This window comes from Tunturibacter empetritectus (genome assembly GCF_040358985.1).
In the GTDB taxonomy this organism is placed as follows: Bacteria; Acidobacteriota; Terriglobia; order Terriglobales; family Acidobacteriaceae; genus Edaphobacter; species Edaphobacter empetritectus.
This window is the reverse complement of record NZ_CP132932.1, coordinates 4180781-4202128: the sequence shown is the minus strand read 5'-3', so window position 1 is coordinate 4202128 and position 21348 is coordinate 4180781. Positions and strand designations below refer to the sequence as shown.

General features: G+C 59.3%; 21 protein-coding genes. 6 read left to right on the top strand and 15 right to left on the bottom strand.

The genetic code is table 11. The annotated features are described in order from the left end of the window. Positions 1–46: 46 nt before the first annotated feature. The 13 genes from RBB75_RS17530 to RBB75_RS17470 form a co-directional block, all read right to left on the bottom strand. Positions 47–1864, bottom strand: a complete 1818-nt coding sequence (locus RBB75_RS17530) for a hypothetical protein (protein WP_353068807.1) — start codon at positions 1862–1864, stop codon at positions 47–49. Between the two features lie 69 nt (positions 1865–1933). Then, a complete protein-coding gene (locus RBB75_RS17525; RefSeq protein WP_353068806.1) occupies positions 1934–2416 on the bottom strand; it encodes a hypothetical protein in 483 nt (160 codons plus the stop codon). Between the two features lie 3 nt (positions 2417–2419). Beyond that, positions 2420–3760 carry a FliI/YscN family ATPase gene (locus RBB75_RS17520; protein ID WP_373563137.1) on the bottom strand — a complete coding sequence of 447 codons (1341 nt, stop codon included), beginning with the start codon at positions 3758–3760 and terminating at the stop codon, positions 2420–2422. Further along, complete coding sequence (locus RBB75_RS17515) at positions 3757–4497, bottom strand: FliH/SctL family protein (protein ID WP_353068805.1); 741 nt, start codon at positions 4495–4497, stop codon at positions 3757–3759. Before RBB75_RS17515 ends, RBB75_RS17520 begins: the two co-directional genes overlap by 4 nt. Further along, complete coding sequence (gene fliG, locus RBB75_RS17510) at positions 4478–5566, bottom strand: flagellar motor switch protein FliG (RefSeq protein ID WP_353068804.1); 1089 nt, start codon at positions 5564–5566, stop codon at positions 4478–4480. The genes RBB75_RS17515 and fliG overlap by 20 nt, the downstream gene beginning before the upstream one ends. Continuing rightward, complete coding sequence (fliF, locus tag RBB75_RS17505; RefSeq protein ID WP_353068803.1) at positions 5566–7362, bottom strand: flagellar basal-body MS-ring/collar protein FliF; 1797 nt, start codon at positions 7360–7362, stop codon at positions 5566–5568. Before fliF ends, fliG begins: the two co-directional genes overlap by 1 nt. Before the next feature lie 32 nt (positions 7363–7394). After that, positions 7395–7700 carry a flagellar hook-basal body complex protein FliE gene (gene fliE, locus RBB75_RS17500; RefSeq protein WP_179637941.1) on the bottom strand — a complete coding sequence of 102 codons (306 nt, stop codon included), beginning with the start codon at positions 7698–7700 and terminating at the stop codon, positions 7395–7397. Positions 7701–7774: 74 nt separating this feature from the next. Next, a complete protein-coding gene (flgC, locus tag RBB75_RS17495; protein ID WP_353068802.1) occupies positions 7775–8302 on the bottom strand; it encodes a flagellar basal body rod protein FlgC in 528 nt (175 codons plus the stop codon). 3 nt (positions 8303–8305) lie between these two features. Further along, the gene (gene flgB, locus RBB75_RS17490; RefSeq protein WP_353068800.1) at positions 8306–8674 is read right to left on the bottom strand and encodes a flagellar basal body rod protein FlgB; all 369 of its coding nucleotides are present in this window, start codon (positions 8672–8674) and stop codon (positions 8306–8308) included. A 525-nt stretch (positions 8675–9199) separates the two neighbouring features. Next, positions 9200–10585: a sigma-54 dependent transcriptional regulator gene (locus tag RBB75_RS17485; protein ID WP_353068799.1), complete on the bottom strand. Its 1386-nt coding sequence runs from the start codon at positions 10583–10585 to the stop codon at positions 9200–9202. Positions 10586–10614: 29 nt separating this feature from the next. After that, entirely contained in the window at positions 10615–10878 is a 264-nt protein-coding gene (locus RBB75_RS17480) for a hypothetical protein (RefSeq protein ID WP_353068798.1), read from the bottom strand. After that, positions 10865–11608: a response regulator transcription factor gene (locus RBB75_RS17475; protein ID WP_353068797.1), complete on the bottom strand. Its 744-nt coding sequence runs from the start codon at positions 11606–11608 to the stop codon at positions 10865–10867. The genes RBB75_RS17480 and RBB75_RS17475 overlap by 14 nt, the downstream gene beginning before the upstream one ends. A 161-nt stretch (positions 11609–11769) precedes the next feature. Continuing rightward, positions 11770–12816 (bottom strand): alpha/beta fold hydrolase, encoded by a 1047-nt coding sequence (locus RBB75_RS17470; RefSeq protein ID WP_353068796.1) that lies wholly within the window; start codon positions 12814–12816, stop codon positions 11770–11772. 140 nt (positions 12817–12956) lie between these two features. On the opposite strand from RBB75_RS17470, the gene lexA reads away from it, so the two are divergent. The 3 genes from lexA (at position 12957) to RBB75_RS17455 (ending at position 15931) form a co-directional block, all read left to right on the top strand. Next, the gene (gene lexA, locus RBB75_RS17465; RefSeq protein ID WP_179637937.1) at positions 12957–13562 is read left to right on the top strand and encodes a transcriptional repressor LexA; all 606 of its coding nucleotides are present in this window, start codon (positions 12957–12959) and stop codon (positions 13560–13562) included. A gap of 181 nt (positions 13563–13743) precedes the next feature. Continuing rightward, positions 13744–14952, top strand: a complete 1209-nt coding sequence (locus RBB75_RS17460; RefSeq protein ID WP_179637936.1) for an efflux RND transporter periplasmic adaptor subunit — start codon at positions 13744–13746, stop codon at positions 14950–14952. 118 nt (positions 14953–15070) lie between these two features. Further along, positions 15071–15931 (top strand): DUF4097 family beta strand repeat-containing protein, encoded by an 861-nt coding sequence (locus RBB75_RS17455; protein ID WP_179637935.1) that lies wholly within the window; start codon positions 15071–15073, stop codon positions 15929–15931. Between the two features lie 75 nt (positions 15932–16006). Here the strand turns inward: RBB75_RS17455 and RBB75_RS17450 are convergent, their stop codons facing one another. Then, positions 16007–16684, bottom strand: a complete 678-nt coding sequence (locus RBB75_RS17450) for a carbonic anhydrase (protein ID WP_179637934.1) — start codon at positions 16682–16684, stop codon at positions 16007–16009. Positions 16685–16743: 59 nt separating this feature from the next. Here RBB75_RS17450 and RBB75_RS17445 point away from each other — a divergent pair, with 59 nt between their 5' ends. Further along, positions 16744–17457, top strand: a complete 714-nt coding sequence (locus RBB75_RS17445; protein ID WP_179637933.1) for an HAD family hydrolase — start codon at positions 16744–16746, stop codon at positions 17455–17457. 36 nt (positions 17458–17493) lie between these two features. Beyond that, a complete protein-coding gene (locus RBB75_RS17440) occupies positions 17494–18711 on the top strand; it encodes an FAD-dependent oxidoreductase (RefSeq protein ID WP_353068795.1) in 1218 nt (405 codons plus the stop codon). A 3-nt stretch (positions 18712–18714) separates the two neighbouring features. On the opposite strand, the gene RBB75_RS17435 is transcribed toward RBB75_RS17440, so the two are convergent. After that, positions 18715–19302, bottom strand: a complete 588-nt coding sequence (locus tag RBB75_RS17435) for a histidine phosphatase family protein (RefSeq protein ID WP_179637931.1) — start codon at positions 19300–19302, stop codon at positions 18715–18717. Positions 19303–19337: 35 nt separating this feature from the next. Here RBB75_RS17435 and uvrB point away from each other — a divergent pair, with 35 nt between their 5' ends. Beyond that, on the top strand, positions 19338–21326 hold the full coding sequence (gene uvrB / locus RBB75_RS17430; protein WP_353068794.1) for an excinuclease ABC subunit UvrB: 1989 nt from the start codon (positions 19338–19340) through the stop codon (positions 21324–21326). Positions 21327–21348: the final 22 nt, after the last annotated feature.

Here is a 21348-nt window from a genome sequence, read left to right as displayed (position 1 = left end):
TGTTCCCCTCCTCGTGTCTTATGCCGTTGAAATGAATTCCCCTCGGTTATGCCCTGACGCTTAACCAGCTTCCGCCGCTTCCATAACTCGCCAGCGGTGACATCCCATCCTCATCAACTCCGTGCAAACCTCTATAACTCGTGACGCCTTCCGCAACCTCCGCGGCTGTCTTGACCGAACTCTGTTGTTGCCCTCCTTCATGGCTCTGCCGTGGTGCCTGTCCGCTACCTCCGCTCTCCGGTCCAGCAGAGTTGCTTCGAGACTCCGCTCCCGCGCTCGCCGCCGGATGAACGACAACCGTGTTCACCGCAACCTTCTCCGACTGGAGATAGGCCGTCAGCGAAGGCAGCTCCCGATGCAGCATCTCCTGACTCGCCAGCGAAGCCGCCGACACCGATGCGTTCACCACGCCGCCATCGGAGATCTCCGCCCGAACCTTCAACCACCCGTGCGTTCCATCCGGGATACCAACCTCGAGAGCCGTTGGAGTCGCCGACAGAGTTCGCGGCATCGGCTCCATGGGCTCCATAGACCGCACCACACCGTCCGAGCCATCCTGCTCTCTCAGCCCATTCGACGAACCGGCGGTTGAGATGCCCGTCTCACCACCGGATAGCTTCGTCAATCCCGCGATAGCCGGCGCTGCAGATCCTGCCGTAACCTCGCCGCCTGACGCGACAGCATGGACCACCGCGACAGGAGTGTCGCTAGTCGTGCGGGTCTTCGTATCACTGTCACTACCTGCATTCGCCGCCACCTGCGATCTCTCTTCCTTCGCGTCAGGCTTTGCTGGGGCAGCCAAATCTCCTTGAGCTGCCTGTGTAGTCTCACGATCCGAAATAGAGGTTTTCGCGCCATGCACAGCATTCCTATTGCTGCCCGAAACCTCGGCAGCCACAAACCCGACGCCCGACGATGTACCTCCAGACAAAGAAGCAGCGCCAGAGCCAACTCCGCTCTGGCCACTCACCACATTGAGTGCAACATTCGAAGCAGCAATAGGCACAGCAGGCATACCAGACGCAGCCATCGCAACACACTTAGCAGGCGTAGCAGACGCGGCGACCTCAACCGGCAAAGCAGGCGTCGCAGCTGTATGTGCCGGGATCGGATTGGCCATCTGGACAACAACCTGGACACCAACTCCGTGCGTCGACTTCGTCTCATCAGCCACCGCAGCCATTGTGACTGTCCCGCTCTTCGCAGTCACAACCGGCTGGCTAGCATACCCCGCTTGCGTCTTCGTTGTTGTCTTCTTCTCGGGAGCGGCCTCCAGCGCCTTGCCCGTTGCTAAAGCCTCTCTCTGACTCACTGGCGTCTGGAACCGAGGCAGCTGAATCTGATTTCCTTCCGCCTGCTGCTCCAGTGGTATCCCTGTCTCCGTCTGCAAGCTGGCGATCGGCGCAACCTGAGCGACCACGGGAGTGTCTGTCTGGTTCTCTTCTATGTTCCCGACCGGTTCAGCAACCCACGTCTCTGCCTCTTCCGTCTTCTTCTGAATCTTTGTTCCCGCCACGATTGCAGGCTGCAATAGCGCAATCTTTGCGAGGTTGATCTCTTTGCTCTCGACCTGAGCTGGCGTCAACTGGCCAGCGAATATCTTCGCCTTGACACCAGCCGCCAGATCAGGCGCATCAACAAGATTCTTCGTAGTCGCTTCGGTCTTTCCATTCGCCGCCTCAGGCAGAGTCGCAACCTTGGAGTTTCTCCCCAAGTCCTTCTCCAAAATCGCCGGAGAGGTCCCCACACGAGCATCGAGAGTCTGCGCGAACGTGGGCCGGTCGAAATTTTCTACGTCGAGGGCTACCAACTGCTTCCCGCTCTGCTCTGCGCCCATTGCCATCAGAATCGCCGTACTCATCATCTCGGTCCTCGCCCATCTCCTGCGACTAGTGCAATAGCAAGTACCATTCCAAAACATGCGACGAAACGATTAGGAAGCCTTCATCTGTTCCCGCTCTTCTGTCTTCTCCTTCGCATCGGTCCATCGCCGTCGCGATAGAAAGAGATCATCGGAGGAGGACTGCATTCTTCTCCCCTCTTCCATCTGCACCCGTGCCTCCATCTCCTCGAAGACACGTTTCATCTGTTCCTTCTTCAACCGGCTCGCAACATACTGTTCTCTCGCCGCATCGCTCAATTCCTGGCGATCCATCCGAACCTCTTCCAGCTTCTGTCGCCTCCACCCCGCGGTCTCTTGTTGCGTCTCGGACATCATCCAGACCACGCGATCGCCCTCCGTTAATGCCTTACGCCCATCGATACGGGCTACCTCCGCCGCACTCTGCTCGACGGCAATCGCCTGCTGCGCCTCGCGAACCGCCGTCGTCAACCTTTGCAGCTCCGTCGAGTGCATCTGCTCGACTGCGGTATACAGATTCATCAATCGCTGCAGCGTCTCTAACCGTGTCGACATTCTCTATAACTCCATCGCATTCAGTCGTGCCACACTCTCCTGCATCGTCACGCGCTCGTCGCTTCCCTGCTCAAGAAACGCGCGCAGCACAGGCATCGCCCGCATAGCCCGATCCAGATCTTCATCTGTCCCCGGCTTGTAAGCTCCAATACGAATCAGATCCTCCGACCGCGCATAAGCCGCCAGCAGTCTCCGCACCGTCGAAGCCTGTGCCCGATGCTCCGGCATCGTCACCGCAGGCATCAACCGGCTCAGCGAATCCAGCACGTTCACCGGTGGATACCATCCACTCGCCGCCATCGACCGAGACAGCACCACATGCCCATCGAGCAGCGATCGCACCGCGTCCACCACCGGATCCTGCTGATCGTCGCCCTCCATCAGCACTGTGTAGAACGCCGTGATGCTACCCTTGCGAAAGTTCCCCGCCCGCTCCACCAGCTTCGCCAGCTTGGCAAACACCGACGGCGTATACCCTTTGCTCGCCGGTGGCTCCCCCGCCGCAAGCCCAAGCTCTCGCGCCGCCATCGCATACCGCATCAACGAATCCAGCACCAGCAGAACATGCTTCCCCTGCGCAGCGTAGAACTCCGCCACCGCAGTCGCCGCCATCGCCGCCCGCATCCGCAGTAGCGGGCTCTGATCCGAAGTCGAAACCACTACCACCGATCGCTTGCGTCCTTCCTCTCCCAGCGAGTCCTCCATAAACTCCCGCACCTCGCGCCCGCGCTCTCCCACCAGCCCAACCACCGTAATATCAGCCGCCGTATTCCGCGTCATCATCCCGATCAAAGTGCTCTTGCCCACACCCGAGCCACCAAAGATTCCCACCCTCTGCCCGCGCCCAACCGTCAGCATCCCATCCAGCACCCGAAGCCCTGTCTGCAGCGACTCTCGAATAGGTTCACGCTCCATCGGGTGTGGCACTGTGCCATCAAGCGGCCACATCTCAACTGCCCTAAGCGTCGGCAAGCCATCAAGGGGATCCCCCAGCGCATCGACGATCCTTCCCTCCATCTCCGTCCCCACAGCAATCTGCGGTGTTACCCCCATTGCAAGCACCGCGTCTCCATATCGAATTCCCTGCGTCTCCTTCAAAGGCATCGCCAGCACATGCCGCCCGCGAAATCCGATCACCTCCGCCCTGTGTCTCTGCCCCTCGCTGTCAACAATCTCGCAGCACTCCCCCACCGAACACAGCGGTCCCTCAGCCTCCAACGTCTGTCCATTCGCCTCCACCACGCGCCCGCTCCACCGCCACGCCGGACGATTCGCCAGCTGCGTCATGTAAGTCCCCAGCCCGTTCGCGTTCCCACCTATCGCACCCTGTAAGTCGTCGCTCATGCCGGCCTCTGCTGCATTAGATCGAAGAAGCCTCGCTCAATTTCCCCCAACTGCGCGCTTACACCCAGCTCCACTCTGCCAACATTCGTTTCGAGCACGCACTCGCCAGCCTTTAGCCGCTCATCTTCCACCAGCTTCATAGCGGCACCCTGATGCGCAGCAAACGTCCCCTGCCACATCTCAATCTCGTCCACAGGGACGCGCAGCACCACCGCACTATCCTTTGCAACCTTCTCGAGCGCCACTCTTACTACACCCGTCAACAGAAGTGGATCGAGCTTCACCTCGCGATGCAGCACCCGCGCAGCGACAGCCAGCGCCAACCGAACCACCTCGCCCTCCACCCCGGCAAAGTATCTCGTCCGTTCCTGGCGAAACTCCTCTTCAATCTTTTGCAGCCGCGAACGCTCCTGCGCAATCCTCTTGTCAAGCTCGGCCCCCCACACAAGACGAGCCTCAGCCACCGCCTCACTCCGCGCTTCTTCAACCTGTGCCGACACCTGCTCCGCGTGCGATCGCAGCCGTCCGTCGAGTGCCTCTTCTTCCTTCAGCAAAGCCTCTACATCAACAATCTTGTCCTCTGCCACGATCTCCGCAACGGGCTCCAGCCGATCTAACGGATAAAACTCAAGTCGCGACACGTTTCTCGCACCGGGTTTCATCAACCTCTCGGGCAACCCCACCGCAGTGCTGCGGCCAGCCTCTGCGCCAGTGTTCTCAGACGGCGAGATCATCATCCACCTCCATCTTCAGAATCATCCTGCCCTCGCTCTCGAGCTGCCTCGCCAGAGCCAGCAATTCCTGCTGGGCCGCGTTGACGTCTCGCATCCGCACCGGTCCCATCACCTCCATGTCCTCCTTCAACATATCGACGGCGCGCGAACTCATCGCCTTGAGCAAATGAGCCTTCACATTGTCCTTTCCGCCCTTCAGCGCCATCGCAAGCACCTTTTTGTCGGCCGAGCTTACAAACTCGCGAATGCTCTCCGCCGGCACCGTGCAAAGATCTTCGAACACAAACATCAGCTCCCGTATTCCAATCGCCACCTTCGGCTCGTTCTGTTCAATCTCTTCCAGAATCTCGCGGCTCTCGCCCTGGTCCAGACGATTCAACAGCTCAGCGACCGCCTTGAAGCCCGAGTACGACTTCCGTCCGCTCGACCCCATCTTCTCCATCCGCTTATGCAGCGCCATCGCAACCGTCTGCGCCATCTCCGGCGAGAACTGCCGCATCTCCGCCAGCCGCCGCACCACATCCACGCGCATTGCGCCGTGCAGATTCATCAACACCGTCGAGCCTCGCTTGGCATCCAGATGCGCCAGCACCAGCGCGACCGTCTGCGAGTGTTCATTCTCCAGAAACTTGCTCAGGTGTTGCGCGTCCATGCTCTGCAGCATCGCCATGTCGCCGTTCGTGCGCTCGCGAATCTTCTTCACCTGTAGCAGCAGTTCCTCCGCGCGCATTGCGCCAAAGGCCTCCGTCAGCAGCTTCAGCGCATACTCCGGACCACCGCGGACCATATACTGCTGAGTCTCCAGCAGCCCATAGAACTCCGTCAGCACCTGTGTTAACTGCGCCGCCGGGACGTCTCCCAACCGCGTGATCTCTTCAGTCACCCGGCGAACATCGTTCTCAGAAAGGCTCTGAAAGAGTGTCTTCGCCAGCTCATCTCCGATCGCTACCATAAGAATCGCAGCCTTACGCAGCCCTGGAATATCTGCCGGCATAAACCCCGACTCCGGTGTCAACAGCAACGGATTCTGCCGCATCGTCTCTGCCCCTGAAAACTGCATCGCTGTCCCCATTACGACCTCTCCTCAGACGTCCCAATCCATGCCTCAATCAACCGCGTGCTCTGCCCCGGCTCCCGTCGAATGTGCTCCGACACCTGCTCAAAGATTCCCTGCTGTAGTTGATAGGTCTTATTCCTCACTCGCGGTAGAGACCTCTCATCGATCGATTCGCTCGGCGGCAGAAGTTGCTCCTCATCGACTGCGTTGATCCCAACGTGTCCGGCCTCGGTTGGCAGCAACATCGGTTCACGCAACGCCGCAGTCATCTGTGTCGCAACTGGCCGCAGCACAAACAGCACCAGCAGCACGCCGCAGAGCCCAATCACCGCCGTTCGCATCAGTCCTGGCTGCGTGTGCAGAAACCCGCGTACCTGGTCCATCAACCTGTCCATCGTCGGCGGCTTTACCTCAGGCGTGTTCGTGCTGAAGCTCACGTTCTGCATTACCACCTGGTCGCCGCGTCGCGCATCGTAGCCAACCGCAGCCTGCGCCAGCTCCTCCAGCCGATGCATCTCCTCCGCACTCCGCGGCTTCCACACCACATGCTCCAACTTGCCCGCACCTTCAGTTATGCTCCGATCGTTCACCACCACCGCAGCCGACACACGCCGCACCCGGCCCGGACCCTTCTCCATATGCATCAGATGTTTTGTAACTCCATAGGTTTCATTCTCCTGGTGAATGCTCTGTCCCTGGGCTCCACTCTGCTGCGGATACACCGGCAGCGACTGACCCTGCTTCTGCAGCAGCGGCGGAGTACCCGGCGCGGCGGCCACCTGCGATCCTGCCACCGCACCCTCAGGCGACGCGCCAGGCGAGTTACTTGCCGTCCCAGGCACACCTGAAGGCCCTCCCCGTCCTGTCGAAGTCTGTTCGCTCTTCTGCATACTCAGCGTCGCCACCTCCGTCGGGTCGTAGACCTCGTCGGTCCGCTCCTCACTCCCCTCGTCGTAACTCACATTCACTGTGGCGCGCACATTGTTACGCCCAGCCAGGGGCTCCAGCATCGCAACCAGCTTCGCCTCCATTGCCTGCTCTGCATCCGCTTCAGACGCATTGCTCGAATGCGGCTTGAAGTTCACGCGCCCATCTGCATCCACCAGCGTCACCTGGTCTGTGCTCAGGTTCTCCACTGATCCCGCAACGAGACTACGAATCGCATCTGCTTGCTCAGGATTGAGCGCATCCCTCTTAAGCTTCAACACCACCGAAGCCTTCGCCACCTTCTCTTCAGCGGTAAACAGCGAAGGCTGTGGCAGTACTAGGTGCACCCGCGCCGACTTCACCACACCCAGCGTCCCAATCGTGTGTTCGAGTTCACCCTCCAGAGCCCGTTGATAGTTCACTCGCTCATCGAACTCGCTTCCCACCCAGTTCGGCTTATCGAACAACTCAAAGCCCAGTCGCCCCGTCTGCGGCATCCCCTTCGCCGCGACCTCCATCCGAGCCTTATCCAACATATCCGACGGCACCTGCACCCCTGCACCATCCGCCGTCGTCTCATATGGAATTCCCGCGGCTGCAAGCTCCTGCGAAACCTGCTGCACGTCCTTCCCATCCAACCCGCTGAACAGCACGCGCCAATCTGGACGCCCGGCGAACCAGACCATCCCAGCGCACACAGCCGCCAGAAAAACTCCAGCCGCGATCAGCCACGTCCTCTTCGCAGCAGGCATCGCCATCAGCTGCTCACGCATCGCCGTGACCATCGCCTGCGTCTTCTCGAGCGGTGTACCGCCAGCCACACCAGCGCCGGCTTCTCCCGCTCGTTGCATCCCCGCCCCGCCAACCTGTTCTGTCTCAGCCATCTCGCCCCGGTGTCTTTCTGAACCCTAAGTTCTTAGAACTGCATGCCCATCATCTGCTGATAAGCGCCTACTGCCTTGTTCCGCACCTGCAGCGCCAGCTCGAACGCCATATTCGCCTTCTGCGTCGCAATCATTGCGTCGTGCACCTCAACCCCCGAGCCATTCAACAACCCGGTCACGGCCTCAGACGCCTTCTGGTCGAGCTTCGTCGTCTCCTTCATCATCGACTGCAACACCCCCGCAAACGGCACGCTGCTCGCGCCCCCTGTGTTCGACGCCGCCACCCCCACGTCACTCAGGAAGCCATCATCGAGGCCTCCCGTCCCTACTCTGTTCATCACTCCAGAACCAACAGGCAATCCGACCACAATCCCTCCTCCGCTTTTCCTATGTCGCGCCCTGCACCATCGCTCTACTTCAAAAGATCAAGCGAAGAGTTGAAGATGCTCTTCTCCGCCGTAATCGCCGACGCATTCATCCCATACGATCGCGTCGCACCCATCAGATCCACCATCTCCGTCAGAGGATTGATATCGGGATACGCTACAAATCCATCCGGGCCCGCATCCGGATGCGAGGGGTCATAGCGCTGCAGCGGCTTACTTGCATCCGCGATCACGCCAGTCACTTCAACTCCGCCCGGTGTCGGATTGGCAGCCGTCAAGTCACCGCTCAAACCACCACTGATCCCACCGGTGTAGATATTTTTGAAGCCGTTCCCAGCACCAACGCTCGAGCCACCTCCCAACTGGTTCGCCATCGACTCCTGAAACGTCCCGCCATTCTGAGCTTCAAACACCACATGGTGCCGCTGATACGGCCCGCCATCAGGCGTCCGTGTCGTCTCGGCGTTGGCCATATTCGAAGCCACCACCTCAGCCCGTACCCGCTCGGCCTTCAAGGCCGAACCGCTCACATCCATTACTCCGAAGATATTCATGGCTTATTTCGAATCCATATGAATTGCACTCATCACCGTTGAAAACTCGCTCTTCAAAAGCTGCGTCCCCAGCTTGAACTGCATCTGCGCCTTGGCCAATTGCAGGCCCTCGCGATCCATGGACACGTTATTTCCATCCGGCCGCGCCACCAGGCCATCCACATCCTGCATCGGAGCCTGCATACCCTCAAGACCCGCCGCGCCCGCGCCATCGTTCAACTGCTGCGCAAACACCCCTTCGAAATCGAACCCCTGCGTCTTGAACCCAGGCGTATCCACATTCGCCATATTCCTGGCGGTCACCTGCATCTGCTGACTGGTCAGATCCAGATACCGTCCCAAAGCGTCGCCCATCGCTGTCGTCGTCTGCATAGGTCCTTCCCCTCCACGCCATGATCTATGCAGTCCTACGACCAAACAAAAGCGCCCTCAAATGAGAGCGCTCTTATCAACTTCCGATCCCGAACTGTCCATCACCCACAGATTGCCTGAAAATTCGGAATCATGATCGTTTAAAAAATCAGAGATCGGGGTTCGAAGTTTGGGGGATTGTATGAAGTTTTTTTCGTCTGGTATTTAGATGGATTTTGCAGGGGTTTTCCGAGAAAACATGGTTTTGGCTGTGGTGTTTTGGTGGTGAAGACGTGGTGAGATGTGTGGTGAAGGTGGTGTTTTAGCATCCACTCTTTGCCTGACTAAAAATACGCCACGATTTTCAACTATTTTTTAGGCGAGCTCGACTTCGTCTCATCTTAGATGATCTCAATCCGTGATTTTTAGACGAGCACGGCCAGCAGCCTCGACTTAAAGCCAGCCAACCTGGCTTCGGCCAACAGCCCTCGACTCCAAACGACATCCTGGCTCCAGTCCACCCTCCCTACTCCCAGGCCACTCGTCTTAACTCCGAGTGGCCCGCCGGAAACGAATCTCTTCCTCCCCAATCTCCATCTTCTCTGCTGCCAGAATTGCGCCACGCTCCAGCACGTGCATCAGCTCCCGCACATTGCCTGGCCAGCTGTGTTCGTAGAGCTTCGCCTCTGCCTTAACGGTCAATCGCTTGCGCGGCATCTCCTGCCCCATCTGCTCCAGGATGTGCTCCGCCAGCAGTCCAAGATCGTCCATCCGATCCCGCAACGCCGGCACCTCCACCGGAAAGACAGCTAGCCGGTGATAGAGATCCAACCGGAACGTCCTCTCCGCGCCAGTGCTCGTGGCCAGCTTCTCCAACGGTTGATGCGTCGCCGCGATTACCCGCACATCCACGCGCATCGTCTCGTTATCGCCTACCCGCTGCAACTCGCCGCACTCCAGAAACCGCAACATCTTCGCCTGCAACGCCATCGGCATCTCCCCAATCTCATCCAGGAAGAGCGTTCCCCCATGCGCGGCTTCGATCCGCCCGGTTCGTGACTGCACCGCGCCAGTAAAGGCTCCGCGCGTATGTCCAAACAGTTCAGCCTCCAGCAGAGCCTCAGGAATCGCCGCGCAGTTCAACACCGCAAACGGCTTCCCCGCCCGCTCACTCAAGCGATGCAAAGCTCGCGCCGCGACCTCTTTTCCGGTTCCCGTCTCCCCTTCGATCAGCACCGTCGTTGACCGAGGAGCCACCAGCCGGATCAACCGCGTCAGTTCGCGCATCGGCTCGCTCGTGCCAATCATCTCAGGCAACATCGCCTCGGTCTTTGCTGCAGGCCGCGTTGTCTCCTCCCGCCCCAGCAGAACCGCAAGCGCCTGCCGCGTCGACTCCAGCCGAACCTGCTCTTCTCTCTCCCGAGCCTCGCTCTGGTCCACATCTTTTCGTACTGGAGAAGGCATCCGAATCGGCCCCCTCGCTCCTGCAGCAGAAGCGGTGGTGGCCGCAGGCACTGGCACCGAAACCGGAGCCGCAGCCCACGCCGCGGTATCGTTCACCGGAGCGTGCACCGGAGTATTCTGGGCCTCGCGCAGCGCGTGCAGCAACTCATTACGCCGCGGACTTCGCGCTCCACCATCTGCGCCGCCATCCACCCGAAGCAGTTCCATGGCCGGATACATCATCCGGATCACGCTCGCAAACTCACCCACCTCAAGATCCGGCAGCCAGCTATCCACCAGCAGCGCCTCCGACCGTGCGTCCTCAAGCTGCGCCATCGCCTCCGCCCCACCACTGGCCTCGCGAACCTGCCACCGCAGCCCCGTAAGAGAGGCACGCAGACGCTGCCTCAACCCCGCATCCGCACTGGCCAATACCACCGTCCGCACAGCAGCCACCTCGGCTGCGTCCATGTTTGACACTGAGTTCATCACCGACTCCCGTCCCATGCCCATCTCCGTCACCCTATCCTCTCGTCGTTCGTATCTTCCTTTACCTGCTGCAACATCGTTCGCATCGTTCCAACCGTCTGGTTCAACCGCACACACTCTTTCAAAGCTTCTCGAATCGCCTCCAGCATTGCATCCGGCTCTCCGATCATCTCGCCCATCGCCAGCCTGCACTGCAACACCGTCAGCGGCTGACAAAGGTCGTGCAGCGCGACGTCAAGGCGCTCCACGAAATCTGCAGGACCTGCCTGTGGTGCCAGCTCACGCACCGGCATACGCCGCACTCGCCGGAAGCAGGTCAACCCGGCCCGCACTCTTACGCCCGCTGCTCATCCGGTAACCTTCTCCTCGCACTGTCTCGATGACCGAGTACCCCAGGTCGCCATCTATACTCGCCACCGCCAGCTTCCGTCGCAGATAGTTGATGTACACATCCACCACATTGGTCCCGGCATCGGGAGACATCTGCCACACATCTCGCAGCAACTCACTCCGGCTGGAGCACTGCCCGCCCCGCTTCAGCAAAAACTCCAGCAGGCTAAACTCCTTTACCGTCAGGTCCACCAGCTGACCGTTCCGCATTACCTTGCGCTCCATCCGGTTCAGCTCGACGTCGCCATGCCGGAGCACCGGGTCGGCGAACTGCTCCCGCCGCCGCAGTAATGCCCGGCAACGCGCAGTCAGTTCATGAAAACTGAAAGGTTTCAGCAGACAGTCATCCGCGCCCAGGTTCAAACATTTGATCCGCTCTTCCACCGAGCTGCGGCCAGTCAGCACAAGCACCGAGGTCTCATCGAAGCGCCCGCTCATCTCCGCCAGCACTTCGGTTCCATCTTTTCGCGGAAGACTCAGGTCCAGGACGATCAGGTCCGGACGATGTTCCTCCGCATGCCGCAACCCAGCCTCGCCATCGCACACCCAATCCACTTGGTGTCCCTCCAGCTTTAAACCCTTCTGGAGAAACAACCCTAAAGCTGCATCATCTTCCACAATCAGAACTCGCATTTCGTCTCCCAAGGCACAATCAAGTTGTTCAGGTCACACCGTCCAACCGAAATTGCGTTACCGTTTCGGTGGCGTGTTATTACCTTGGTGCATCCTGCTCATCCTGACAAGAGTTCTTCACAGTCTTTTTTGGGGACAATTTCAAAACGGGAATTTTCGCATTACCTCGCCAAAAACCGCTCCACGCGCGACGACACAGCTTCAGCGTCGCAGTTCATGATCAGATGCGCGCAGCTTCCCGCCGAAATGTACGTCTCTGCCCCCACAGCTTTCGCCCACTGCAGCGCAGGCTGCGGAGTCACCATGCGATCCTCCGCCGCCACAATTACCAGGAACTTCACAGGCACTTCCCGCGCAACCTCGCCGATCGTTCTTCCATGCAGCACATCGTGATGCATGATCGCCTTCGCCTGCCACACCCTGTCATTCGCGTCCTGTCGTTGCGGGGACTCGACCGTCTTCAACCATTGTGCAAACTGCGCTTTGGGAACCTCAGCATTCCGATACTGTGGCGCGCTCACAATCATCGTCCCGATCGCATTGGCAAGCTTCAACTGCGGCTCCGTCACATACCGCCCATCCTTGTAGTCGGGGTCCGACTCGATCGCATCGATCACGATCTGTTTCGACAGCAGATCAAAGCTCGTTACCTGTGGGGTCCCCACAATCGGCACCGCAAGATCGACGAACTTCGGATACAGGACCGCCCACGCAAACACCTGCTCTGCGCCCATCGACAGCCCTACCACCGCGTGCGCATGCCGCACATGCAGCACCTCGGTCAACACGCGATACTGCGCACGCACCATGTCCTCCATCGTGAACACCGGAAACTCCGGCCCATGCTGCTTTTTGCTATTCGATGGCGACGAAGAAACCCCATCCCCGAACGCATCGAAGGCCACCCCGAAGAACCGCGACGTATCCACCAGCCGGTGCCCGGTCTCGTCATTCCCGAAGAGAGGCACCAGATCCTCACTCCGTCCATTCAGCCAGGAAGGCATCACCACGACATTCGACCCATCCGCGTTTAAGGTGCCAAAGGTGCGATACCCAACCCTGCAATCCAACACCACGTTACCGTTTTCCAAAGTGCAGCTTCCCAACTCGGCAATCTTCTGTGCCTCCTCCGCCCACCCCGCGGGCACAAAGAGCACCAAGGCCATCACTAACCCGAAGAGGCGAACCAGCTTCTTAGAAGTTTTCATGGAATCAGCATATCCATATCCTCATCATCTCCATCTCCATCTCCGCTCTCTCTATCGCGAGTGCTCCTCGAATCCCCCTCGATAAAATTAACTCGAAAGATCTCCTTGCAATTCGCTTTTTATTCGCTACAATCATCCGCATGGCAATTACACGGCGACAAAAAGAGGTCATTGACTTTCTTTCCGGCTTCACCCAGAAGAATGGCTACTCGCCCTCCTACGAGGAGATCGCCAGCGGTCTGGGCCTCAGCTCCCTCGCCACCGTCCATAAACACATCACCAACCTCCAGAATAAGGGCCTCCTCCAGCGCGCGCACAATCGCAGCCGTTCGATCGACGTCCTTCCCGCGCGCAGCAGTAAAAAGGGCTCCGACCGCCTCCCGTTGCTGGGCCGCATCGCCGCTGGCAAGCCTGTAGAAGCGATCGAGAGCGCTGAGAGCATCTCCCTCTCAGACATCATCGGCAACCGCGAGGTCTTTGCTCTCGAAGTCCGAGGCGACTCCATGCGCGACGAACACATCGTCTCCGGCGACTACGTTCTGGTCGAGCGCACCCGTACCGCTCGCGAGGGCGAGATCATCGTCGCTCTGATCGACGGCTCCGACGCAACCCTCAAGCGCTTCTACCGCGAGGGCAGCATGATCCGCCTCCAACCCTCCAATACCGAGATGTCTCCCATCTACGCTCCAGCCGCCAATGTCAGCATCCAGGGCAAGGTCCTTGGGGTTCTTCGAAAGTACGCATAAATTCGCAGCCGTCCGCCTGTCCCACTGCTTCCTCCCTCCCAACTCCCTCGTCTAAACGTCGACTCTGCAACATCGGCACGCCGCCACGTAAACTTTTTCGTAGTCGACGGAACCGCGGAGCGCATTCCTGCGTAACCACACTCCGAAGACTCATATCACCAGCACCAACGGGAGCAAGCCATTGGCCACGCAGCGTAAAAACAAACGGAAGACATGGCTTTGGGTCGGCCTCAGCGTCCTGGTCTTAGCCGTCGTTCTCGGCGTGGTCGCAGCCGCCCGCGGCAACACCACAAAGTTTGAGCCCTCGCAGCTAGCCAAGGTAGAGCGTGGAGACATCGCCCGCTCCGTCGTCGCCACCGGCAAGGTTCAGCCCATCACTAAGGTAGAGGTCAAATCCAAAGCCTCAGGAATCGTCACTCGCCTCGACACCGACATCAATGCCCACGTCCATCAGGGCCAGGTTCTCGCCCAACTCGACCAGCAGGAGATCCTCGATCAGGTCGCCGCACAGAAGGCCCAACTCGCCGCAGCCGAATCAAACGCTCGCGCCGCCGAAGCCTCCATCCAGTACGACAAGGTTAACGCTGAAGCGCCCGATCTGCCGATGTACAAACACACGTACGATCGCAACCTCCAGATGTCCAAAGAGGGTGTGGTCTCCCAGCAGGCGCTCGACGACGCTCAGCAGAAGTACCTCTCTGCCGCCAACACCCGTGATAAGGCCGTCTCGCAAATCTCGGTCGACTCCTCGAAACTTCGCCAGGCAGAGGCCCAGGTAGCCCAGAACAAGGCGTCTCTGAAGCAACTCGAAGAGCAGCTCGGCTACACCACCGTCATCTCCCCTATGGACGGCACCATCCTCTCCCGCGACGTGGAGATCGGCGACGCTGTCAGCTCCATCCTCGTCCTCGGCTCAACAGCCACCCTCGTCATGACTATCGGCGATACCAACCAGGTCTACGTCCAGGGTAAGGTCGACGAGTCCGACATCGGCAAGGTCTACATGGGTCAGGCCGCCCGCATCAAAGTCGAGTCGTTCAAGGACAAGACCTTTCTCGGCAAAGTCACCAAGATCGCACCCCTCGGCGTAGAAAAGGATAACGTCACGACCTTCGAGGTCCGCGTCTCCATCGACAATCCAGGCGGCGAACTCAAAGCCAACATGACCGCCAACGCCGAGATCCTCCTCGAAGAGCACAAAAACGTCCTCACTGTACCCGAGCAGGCCGTTCTCTACGACAAAGACCGCAACGCCTCCGTCGAAGTCCCGGACCCCAAACAAAAGACCGGCCGCAAAAAGATCGACATTAAGGCCGGCATCTCCAACGGCACCAAAACCGAGATCCTTGCCGGCCTCAACCCCGGCGACACCGTCATCCTTCAGCAATAACCTGTAAGACCAGTGATATGAACCAAAGTCTGCCAGTTGAGCAGACACTGATCGCAATCTCCACCCGACGAGCTAACATCCAAATCGCAGTTACCCAGAGTCGAAAAAAGGAACGCCCATGAAGATGACAGTCTTCGCCTCCACCGCCGCAATGCTCACACTAGCTGCAGCCACAGCCTTCGCTGCCGACGGCAACTTTGAGCGCACCCTCAGCGCCGGCAGCTCCCCCAATGTCTCTGTCTCTACCGGCTCCGGCCAGATTCGTCTCCATCCCGGCTCCGTAGATCAGGTCCACATCGTCGCACACCTCCACTCCAGCCACGGTTGGATGAGTGGAGGCTCCGACACCGACAGCCGCATCCAGCAGATTATCAGCAATCCGCCCATCGTCCAGAGCGGCAATGACATCACCATCGGCGAACGCCACAACAACGACCTCTTCCGCAACATCTCCATCGACTACGACATTACCCTCCCACGCGCCTCCACCATCAACTCCACCACCGGTTCAGGCGACGTCGATATTCAGGACGTTGGAGCCTCTGTCAAAGCGCAGAGCGGCTCTGGCAACGTCCACGTTCGCGGCGTCCAGGGCATGACCACCCTTGGCACAGGCTCCGGCGATATCGAACTTCAGCAGACCGGTCCAGGCGATGTTAAGGCCGAAACGGGCTCTGGCAATATCCAGCTTCACGGCCTCAACGGAGCCCTCAAAGCCAGCACTGGCTCCGGCGACATCACTGCTGAAGGCCAGCCCGCCAGCGACTGGAAGCTCTCGACCGGCAGCGGCAACGTTCATCTCACGGTTGGCAGCGCCCACTTCAACCTCGACGCCGACACCGGTTCCGGAAACATCAGTGTCGCGCAGCCCATGACCATGCAGGGTAGCCTCAACCGTCACCACGTCAGCGCGGTCGTAGGCGGCGGCGGACCCACGCTCCGCATCGGCACTGGCTCCGGCGACATCTCCATCCAGTAGTCCTCCCCTAAACAAGAGAGACGGTGGCCGCGGGAACCAACCGCAGCCACCGTTTTTTATTTAAGTCATCCGATGCTAAGCGATGATGTTCACGCGCCCATTCTCCAGGTCATAAACTCCACCGGCCACCTTCACTCCGCTTTCTTTCATGGCTTTGGCAATCAAGGTAGAACTCTCCCGCACCAGTCTCGTCTGAAACACAACATTTGCCTTCACCGCCTGCACCACATCTCCATGCGCATCCTGCACTGCCGGCATCAGGTGCTGGTAGAGTACGCTGATCTGCCCCGGAACCTCTTTGCCCTGTACCGCTGCAGCGATCGCTCCGCAGTTCGTATGTCCAAGAATTAGAACCGCCTTCAACCCTAACACCCCCACGCCATACTCCAGGCTTGCCATCACCTCGGGTGTCACAATATTTCCTGCCACCCTTGTCACGAACACATGCCCGATGCTCTGATCAAACAATATCTCCACCGGCACGCGCGAGTCGGCGCACGAAAGTACCGCAGCAAAAGGCTCCTGCTTCAAAACCGTCTTTTCCTGCAAGATCTTTAGATCCTCAGGAAACGAAGTAATCTTTCCTGCAATGTATCGCTCATTTCCCGCCATCAGCTCTTTCATTGCCGTCTCGCCCGTCATTCCGGTCTGCGCCAGCGCTAATCGACCAAAACCCGCAACCTCCGCCGTGGCGCCAGCTGCTATCGTTCCCGCGACAAACCGCCTCCGTGTCCACTTTCCTTCAGCACTCATCGCATAGTCTCCCTTGTTGCCACAAAGCTTATACCAGCCCCGTCGTTTACCCTTAAACCATGCCTCTCGCCTCCCCACCCCGCCTCATCGTCTTCGATCTCGACGGCACCCTCATCGACTCCCGCGTCGATCTCTGCAACTCCGTCAACGCCACCTTGGCCCAGCTCGGCAAACCCACCCTCCCCGAGGCTGTCATCTCCGGCTACATCGGCGATGGAGCTTCCATGCTCGTTCGCCGCGCCATCGGCGACCCGGAAGGCGACATCACAGACGAGCAATATGTAACCCAAGCACTCACATTCTTCCTCGACTACTACCGTATTCACAAACTCGACTACACCTACGTCTACCCCGGCGTCCTCGAAGCCCTCCAAGCTATTCGCTATACACACCCCCAAACTCTCATGGCGGTACTCACCAACAAACCTGTCCATCCCTCCCGCGACATCTGCGATCACTTCGGCCTATCGCCCTTCTTCTTTCAGAACTACGGCGGCAACAGCTTTCACACCAAAAAACCCGACCCCCACGGTCTAGAAGCCCTGATCGCCGAAGCCTCCACCCTCGCTGGCCACGCCATCACTCCCGCCGAAACCATCATGGTAGGCGACACCGACATCGACGTTCTTACCGCCCGCAACTGCGGCGCCCACAGCATCGGCTGCACTTTCGGCCTCAAGCCCCACTCCCTCGAAGACGCTCCGCCTGACCACCTCGCCCACACCCCCGCCGACTGGCTTGCCTTCCTCGTCAATCCCCAACAAACCTTTTGACGCCTCCCTGACGTCCGACTATCCTCATCGGCAACTATGACTGCCACCTCAAACCCGCTCGCAACCACCTGCTGCGTAATTGGAGGTGGTCCGGCAGGCATCATGCTGGGCTTTCTCCTCGCCCGTGCCGGCGTAAAAGTTACAGTCCTCGAAAAGCACAAAGACTTCTTCCGCGACTTCCGCGGAGACACCATCCACCCCTCCACTCTTGACCTTCTCTATGAACTCGGCCTGCTCGAAAAGTTCCTCGAAGTCCCCCACTCCCAGGTTGCCGCGCTCTCCGCCATTGTTGGTGGTCATCGCTTTCCAATAGCCGACTTCTCGCACGTCCCCACCCACTGCAAGTTCATCGCCCTCATGCCCCAGTGGGACTTCCTTGACTTCCTCTCAAACGAAGCCAGCCGTTTGCCCGCCTTCACCTTGCGAATGGGCTGGGAGGCTACCGGCCTCATCCGTCAAAACGACGTCACCACCGGTGTCCGCGCTAATACACCAGAAGGTCCTGTCGAAATCCCAGCCACTCTCACCATTGGCTGCGACGGCCGCCACGCCATCTCCCGCGATGCGGGCCACCTACAACTGCAAGACGTCGGGGTTCCCGTCGATGTTCTCTGGCTCAAGATCGCCCGCCAGCCCTCCGATCCCGAAAACGCTCTCGGCTACATCAACTACGGCCGCCTCATCATCCTTATCAACCGCAACGACTACTTTCAGATCGGCTACATTATCGCCAAAGGCACCTTTCCCGCCATCCAGCAGGAAGGCATCCCCGCCTTTCAACAAAGTATCGAGCGCATCGTGCCCTTTCTCGCTGGCCGCACCTCCGAGATAGACTCCTGGGACAAGGTGAAGCTGCTCACCATCCAGGTCAACCGCCTCATCGAGTGGTCGTCGCCCGGCCTTCTCTGCATCGGCGATGCGGCCCACGCCATGTCGCCTGTCGGAGGCATCGGCATCAACATTGCGATTCAGGACGCCGTAGCCACCGCTAACATTCTCACCGAAGCGCTGCTCTCGAACACCCTCAGCCCGCACAATCTCGCTCAGGTACAGCACTACCGCGAAGGCGCCGTCCGCAACACCCAGCGCGTACAAGTCTTCGCCCATCGCATTCTCAATCGAGTCCTCCACAATCCCGGCCCCATCCACCCGCCCCTCGCACTACGCATCCTCACAAGCATCCCGGGGTTCCAGAACTTGCCCGCCCGCTTCGTAGGAGTAGGACTCCAGCCCCAGCACATCAAAGACTTCTAGCCTCTACTCAAACCCGCGATTCCAGCTCGAGATCACGCGCGTCTCCCGCTCCCACCCCATCACACTCACGCTTCCCGTCCCCAGCGCCAGCAAACTCCCGCCGGTCGCCGGCAAACCGATCCACCGCGCCGCCAGAATCCGCAAAATATGCGCATGCGCAAACAGCGCCACCTTCCCACCCTGCGGAGCAGCCGCCAGCGCTCGGGCGATCACTCCATCCGCGCGCTCCCCCACATGCTCCACCGTCTCGCCGCCGACAATCTCGTTCTTCCACACCGACCACCCCGGAATCTCCGCCTGGATCTCCTTAGTCGTCTTGCCTTCATACACGCCATAGTTCCACTCCTTCAACCCGTTCTCCACCACAGCCTGGTCGCCAAATCCCGCAATCGCGCAGGTCTCCCGCGCCCGCTGCATCGGACTCTCAAACACCGCATCGAACTTCGTCCCCTTCAAATAATCCCGCAACTCCTCCGCCCGCTTCCGTCCATGGTCGGTCAGCGGAATATCCGTCCGGCTCGTATGCGCTCCACTCAAACTCCACTCCGTCTCCCCATGCCGCACCAGCCACAACTCAGTTCCAACACTCATCGCATCCTCCGTTCTAAATAAACTATCCTATAGAGATGGACTTCCAGCTCTCGACCACCTACAAGCCTCAGGGCGATCAGCCTCGCGCCATCGCTGAGCTCATCTCCGGCATCCACGCCGGCGAAAAAGATCAAGTCCTCCTCGGCGTCACCGGCTCCGGAAAAACCTTCACCATGGCCAAGGTCATCGAAGAGCTGCAACGCCCCGCCCTCATCCTCGCGCACAACAAAACCCTCGCCGCCCAGCTCTACCACGAGTTCAAAACCTTCTTCCCCTCGAACGCCGTCGAGTACTTCGTCTCCTACTACGACTACTACCAACCCGAAGCCTACATCCCCGCCGGCGATCTCTTTATTGAAAAGGAGTCAACCATCAATGAAGAATTAGATAAACTCCGCCTCGCCGCCACCCGCAGCCTCTTCGAGCGGCGCGACGCCATCATCGTCTCCTCCGTCTCCTGCATCTACGGCCTCGGCTCGCCCGAAGCCTACTACGGCATGTTGATGCTCCTTGAAAAAGGTCAGAAGATCAAGCGCGAAGACATCACCCGCCGCCTCGTCGAGATCCTCTACGAGCGCAACGATGTAGACTTCCGCCGCGGCACCTTCCGCGTCCGCGGCGACATCATCGAGGTCTACCCCACCTACGACGAAAACGCCTACCGTATAGAGCTCTTCGGCGACGAGATCGACAGCCTGTCGCAAATAGACCCTCTCTTCGGCACCGTCAGGCAAAAATACTCCCGCCTCCCCATCTATCCCAAGTCCCACTACGTCGTCCAACCCGAACGCAAGACCACCGCCGTCAACTCTATCCTCGAAGAGATGGAGTGGTGGGAGAAAGAACTCGAAAACCAGGGCCGCTTAGTCGAGTCCCAACGCATCCACCAGCGCACCCGCTTCGACCTCGAGATGATCAAGTCCGTTGGCTTCTGCCACGGCATCGAAAACTACTCCCGCCACTTCTCCTCGCGTCTCCCCGGCGAACCGCCGCCCACGCTCCTCGACTACTTCCCCCAGGACTACCTCCTCTTCATCGACGAGTCCCACGTCACCGTCCCGCAACTCCACGGCATGTGGCACGGCGATCGCAGCCGCAAACAAAACCTCGTCGACTATGGCTTCCGACTCCCCTCCGCAATGGACAACCGCCCCCTCCGCTTTGAAGAGTTCGAGTCCCGCACCGGCCAGATCATCTACGTCTCCGCCACCCCCGGCGCCTACGAGCTGACAAAATCCGCAGGCGTAGTCGTTGAACAGATCATTCGTCCCACGGGCCTGATCGATCCTCAAGTCGAGATTCGCCCCATCAAAGGCCAGATCGACGACCTACTCGCCGAGATCCGCGACCGCACCGCGAAGAACCAACGCGTCCTCGTCACCACCCTCACCAAGCGCATGTCCGAAGACCTCGCCAGCTACTACACCGAAGTCGGCGTCCGCTGCCGCTACATGCACTCCGAGATCGAAACCCTCGAACGCATCAAGCTCCTCCGCGACCTCCGCAAAGGCGAGTACGACGTCCTCATCGGCATCAACCTACTCCGCGAAGGACTCGACCTACCGGAGGTCTCGTTGGTAGCAATCCTGGACGCCGACAAGGAAGGCTTCCTCCGCTCCCAGGGATCACTCATCCAGACCATCGGCCGCGCTGCCCGTCACGTCGAAGGCCGGGCAATTCTTTATGCGGATAAGATGACCGACTCCATGCAGCGCGCCATCAACGAGACCGACCGCCGCCGCGAAAAACAAGTCGCCTACAACGAAGAAAACGGCATCACTCCCGCTAGCATCATCCGCCCCATCGAGATGGGCCTAGCCGGCATCCTCAAAGCCGACTACGCCGACCTCACCGACGAAGCCGAAGGCATGCCCGACTTCTCCACCCAGCAGGAACTAGACGTCTACATCGGCAAACTAGAATCCGACATGCGCGAAGCCGCCAAAAAATTCGAATTCGAAAAAGCCGCCAAACTCCGCGACACGGTAAAAGAACTCCGCACCAAAGAATTCCTCTTCAGCTAACGCTTAGTTACTTAATCTTTGT

What these genes read in the sequence shown, in the direction of transcription:
- RBB75_RS17530 (WP_353068807.1), bottom strand. Translation starts at nt 1,864, where the DNA reads ATGATGAGTACGGCGATTCTGATGGCAATGGGCGCAGAGCAGAGCGGG.
- RBB75_RS17525 (WP_353068806.1), bottom strand. Translation starts at nt 2,416, where the DNA reads ATGTCGACACGGTTAGAGACGCTGCAGCGATTGATGAATCTGTATACC.
- RBB75_RS17520 (WP_373563137.1), bottom strand. Translation starts at nt 3,760, where the DNA reads ATGAGCGACGACTTACAGGGTGCGATAGGTGGGAACGCGAACGGGCTG.
- RBB75_RS17515 (WP_353068805.1), bottom strand. Translation starts at nt 4,497, where the DNA reads ATGATGATCTCGCCGTCTGAGAACACTGGCGCAGAGGCTGGCCGCAGC.
- fliG (WP_353068804.1), bottom strand. Translation starts at nt 5,566, where the DNA reads ATGGGGACAGCGATGCAGTTTTCAGGGGCAGAGACGATGCGGCAGAAT.
- fliF (WP_353068803.1), bottom strand. Translation starts at nt 7,362, where the DNA reads ATGGCTGAGACAGAACAGGTTGGCGGGGCGGGGATGCAACGAGCGGGA.
- fliE (WP_179637941.1), bottom strand. Translation starts at nt 7,700, where the DNA reads ATGAACAGAGTAGGGACGGGAGGCCTCGATGATGGCTTCCTGAGTGAC.
- flgC (WP_353068802.1), bottom strand. Translation starts at nt 8,302, where the DNA reads ATGAATATCTTCGGAGTAATGGATGTGAGCGGTTCGGCCTTGAAGGCC.
- flgB (WP_353068800.1), bottom strand. Translation starts at nt 8,674, where the DNA reads ATGCAGACGACGACAGCGATGGGCGACGCTTTGGGACGGTATCTGGAT.
- RBB75_RS17485 (WP_353068799.1), bottom strand. Translation starts at nt 10,585, where the DNA reads ATGAACTCAGTGTCAAACATGGACGCAGCCGAGGTGGCTGCTGTGCGG.
- RBB75_RS17480 (WP_353068798.1), bottom strand. Translation starts at nt 10,878, where the DNA reads ATGCCGGTGCGTGAGCTGGCACCACAGGCAGGTCCTGCAGATTTCGTG.
- RBB75_RS17475 (WP_353068797.1), bottom strand. Translation starts at nt 11,608, where the DNA reads ATGCGAGTTCTGATTGTGGAAGATGATGCAGCTTTAGGGTTGTTTCTC.
- RBB75_RS17470 (WP_353068796.1), bottom strand. Translation starts at nt 12,816, where the DNA reads ATGAAAACTTCTAAGAAGCTGGTTCGCCTCTTCGGGTTAGTGATGGCC.
- lexA (WP_179637937.1), top strand. Translation starts at nt 12,957, where the DNA reads ATGGCAATTACACGGCGACAAAAAGAGGTCATTGACTTTCTTTCCGGC.
- RBB75_RS17455 (WP_179637935.1), top strand. Translation starts at nt 15,071, where the DNA reads ATGAAGATGACAGTCTTCGCCTCCACCGCCGCAATGCTCACACTAGCT.
- RBB75_RS17450 (WP_179637934.1), bottom strand. Translation starts at nt 16,684, where the DNA reads ATGAGTGCTGAAGGAAAGTGGACACGGAGGCGGTTTGTCGCGGGAACG.
- RBB75_RS17445 (WP_179637933.1), top strand. Translation starts at nt 16,744, where the DNA reads ATGCCTCTCGCCTCCCCACCCCGCCTCATCGTCTTCGATCTCGACGGC.
- RBB75_RS17440 (WP_353068795.1), top strand. Translation starts at nt 17,494, where the DNA reads ATGACTGCCACCTCAAACCCGCTCGCAACCACCTGCTGCGTAATTGGA.
- RBB75_RS17435 (WP_179637931.1), bottom strand. Translation starts at nt 19,302, where the DNA reads ATGAGTGTTGGAACTGAGTTGTGGCTGGTGCGGCATGGGGAGACGGAG.
- uvrB (WP_353068794.1), top strand. Translation starts at nt 19,338, where the DNA reads ATGGACTTCCAGCTCTCGACCACCTACAAGCCTCAGGGCGATCAGCCT.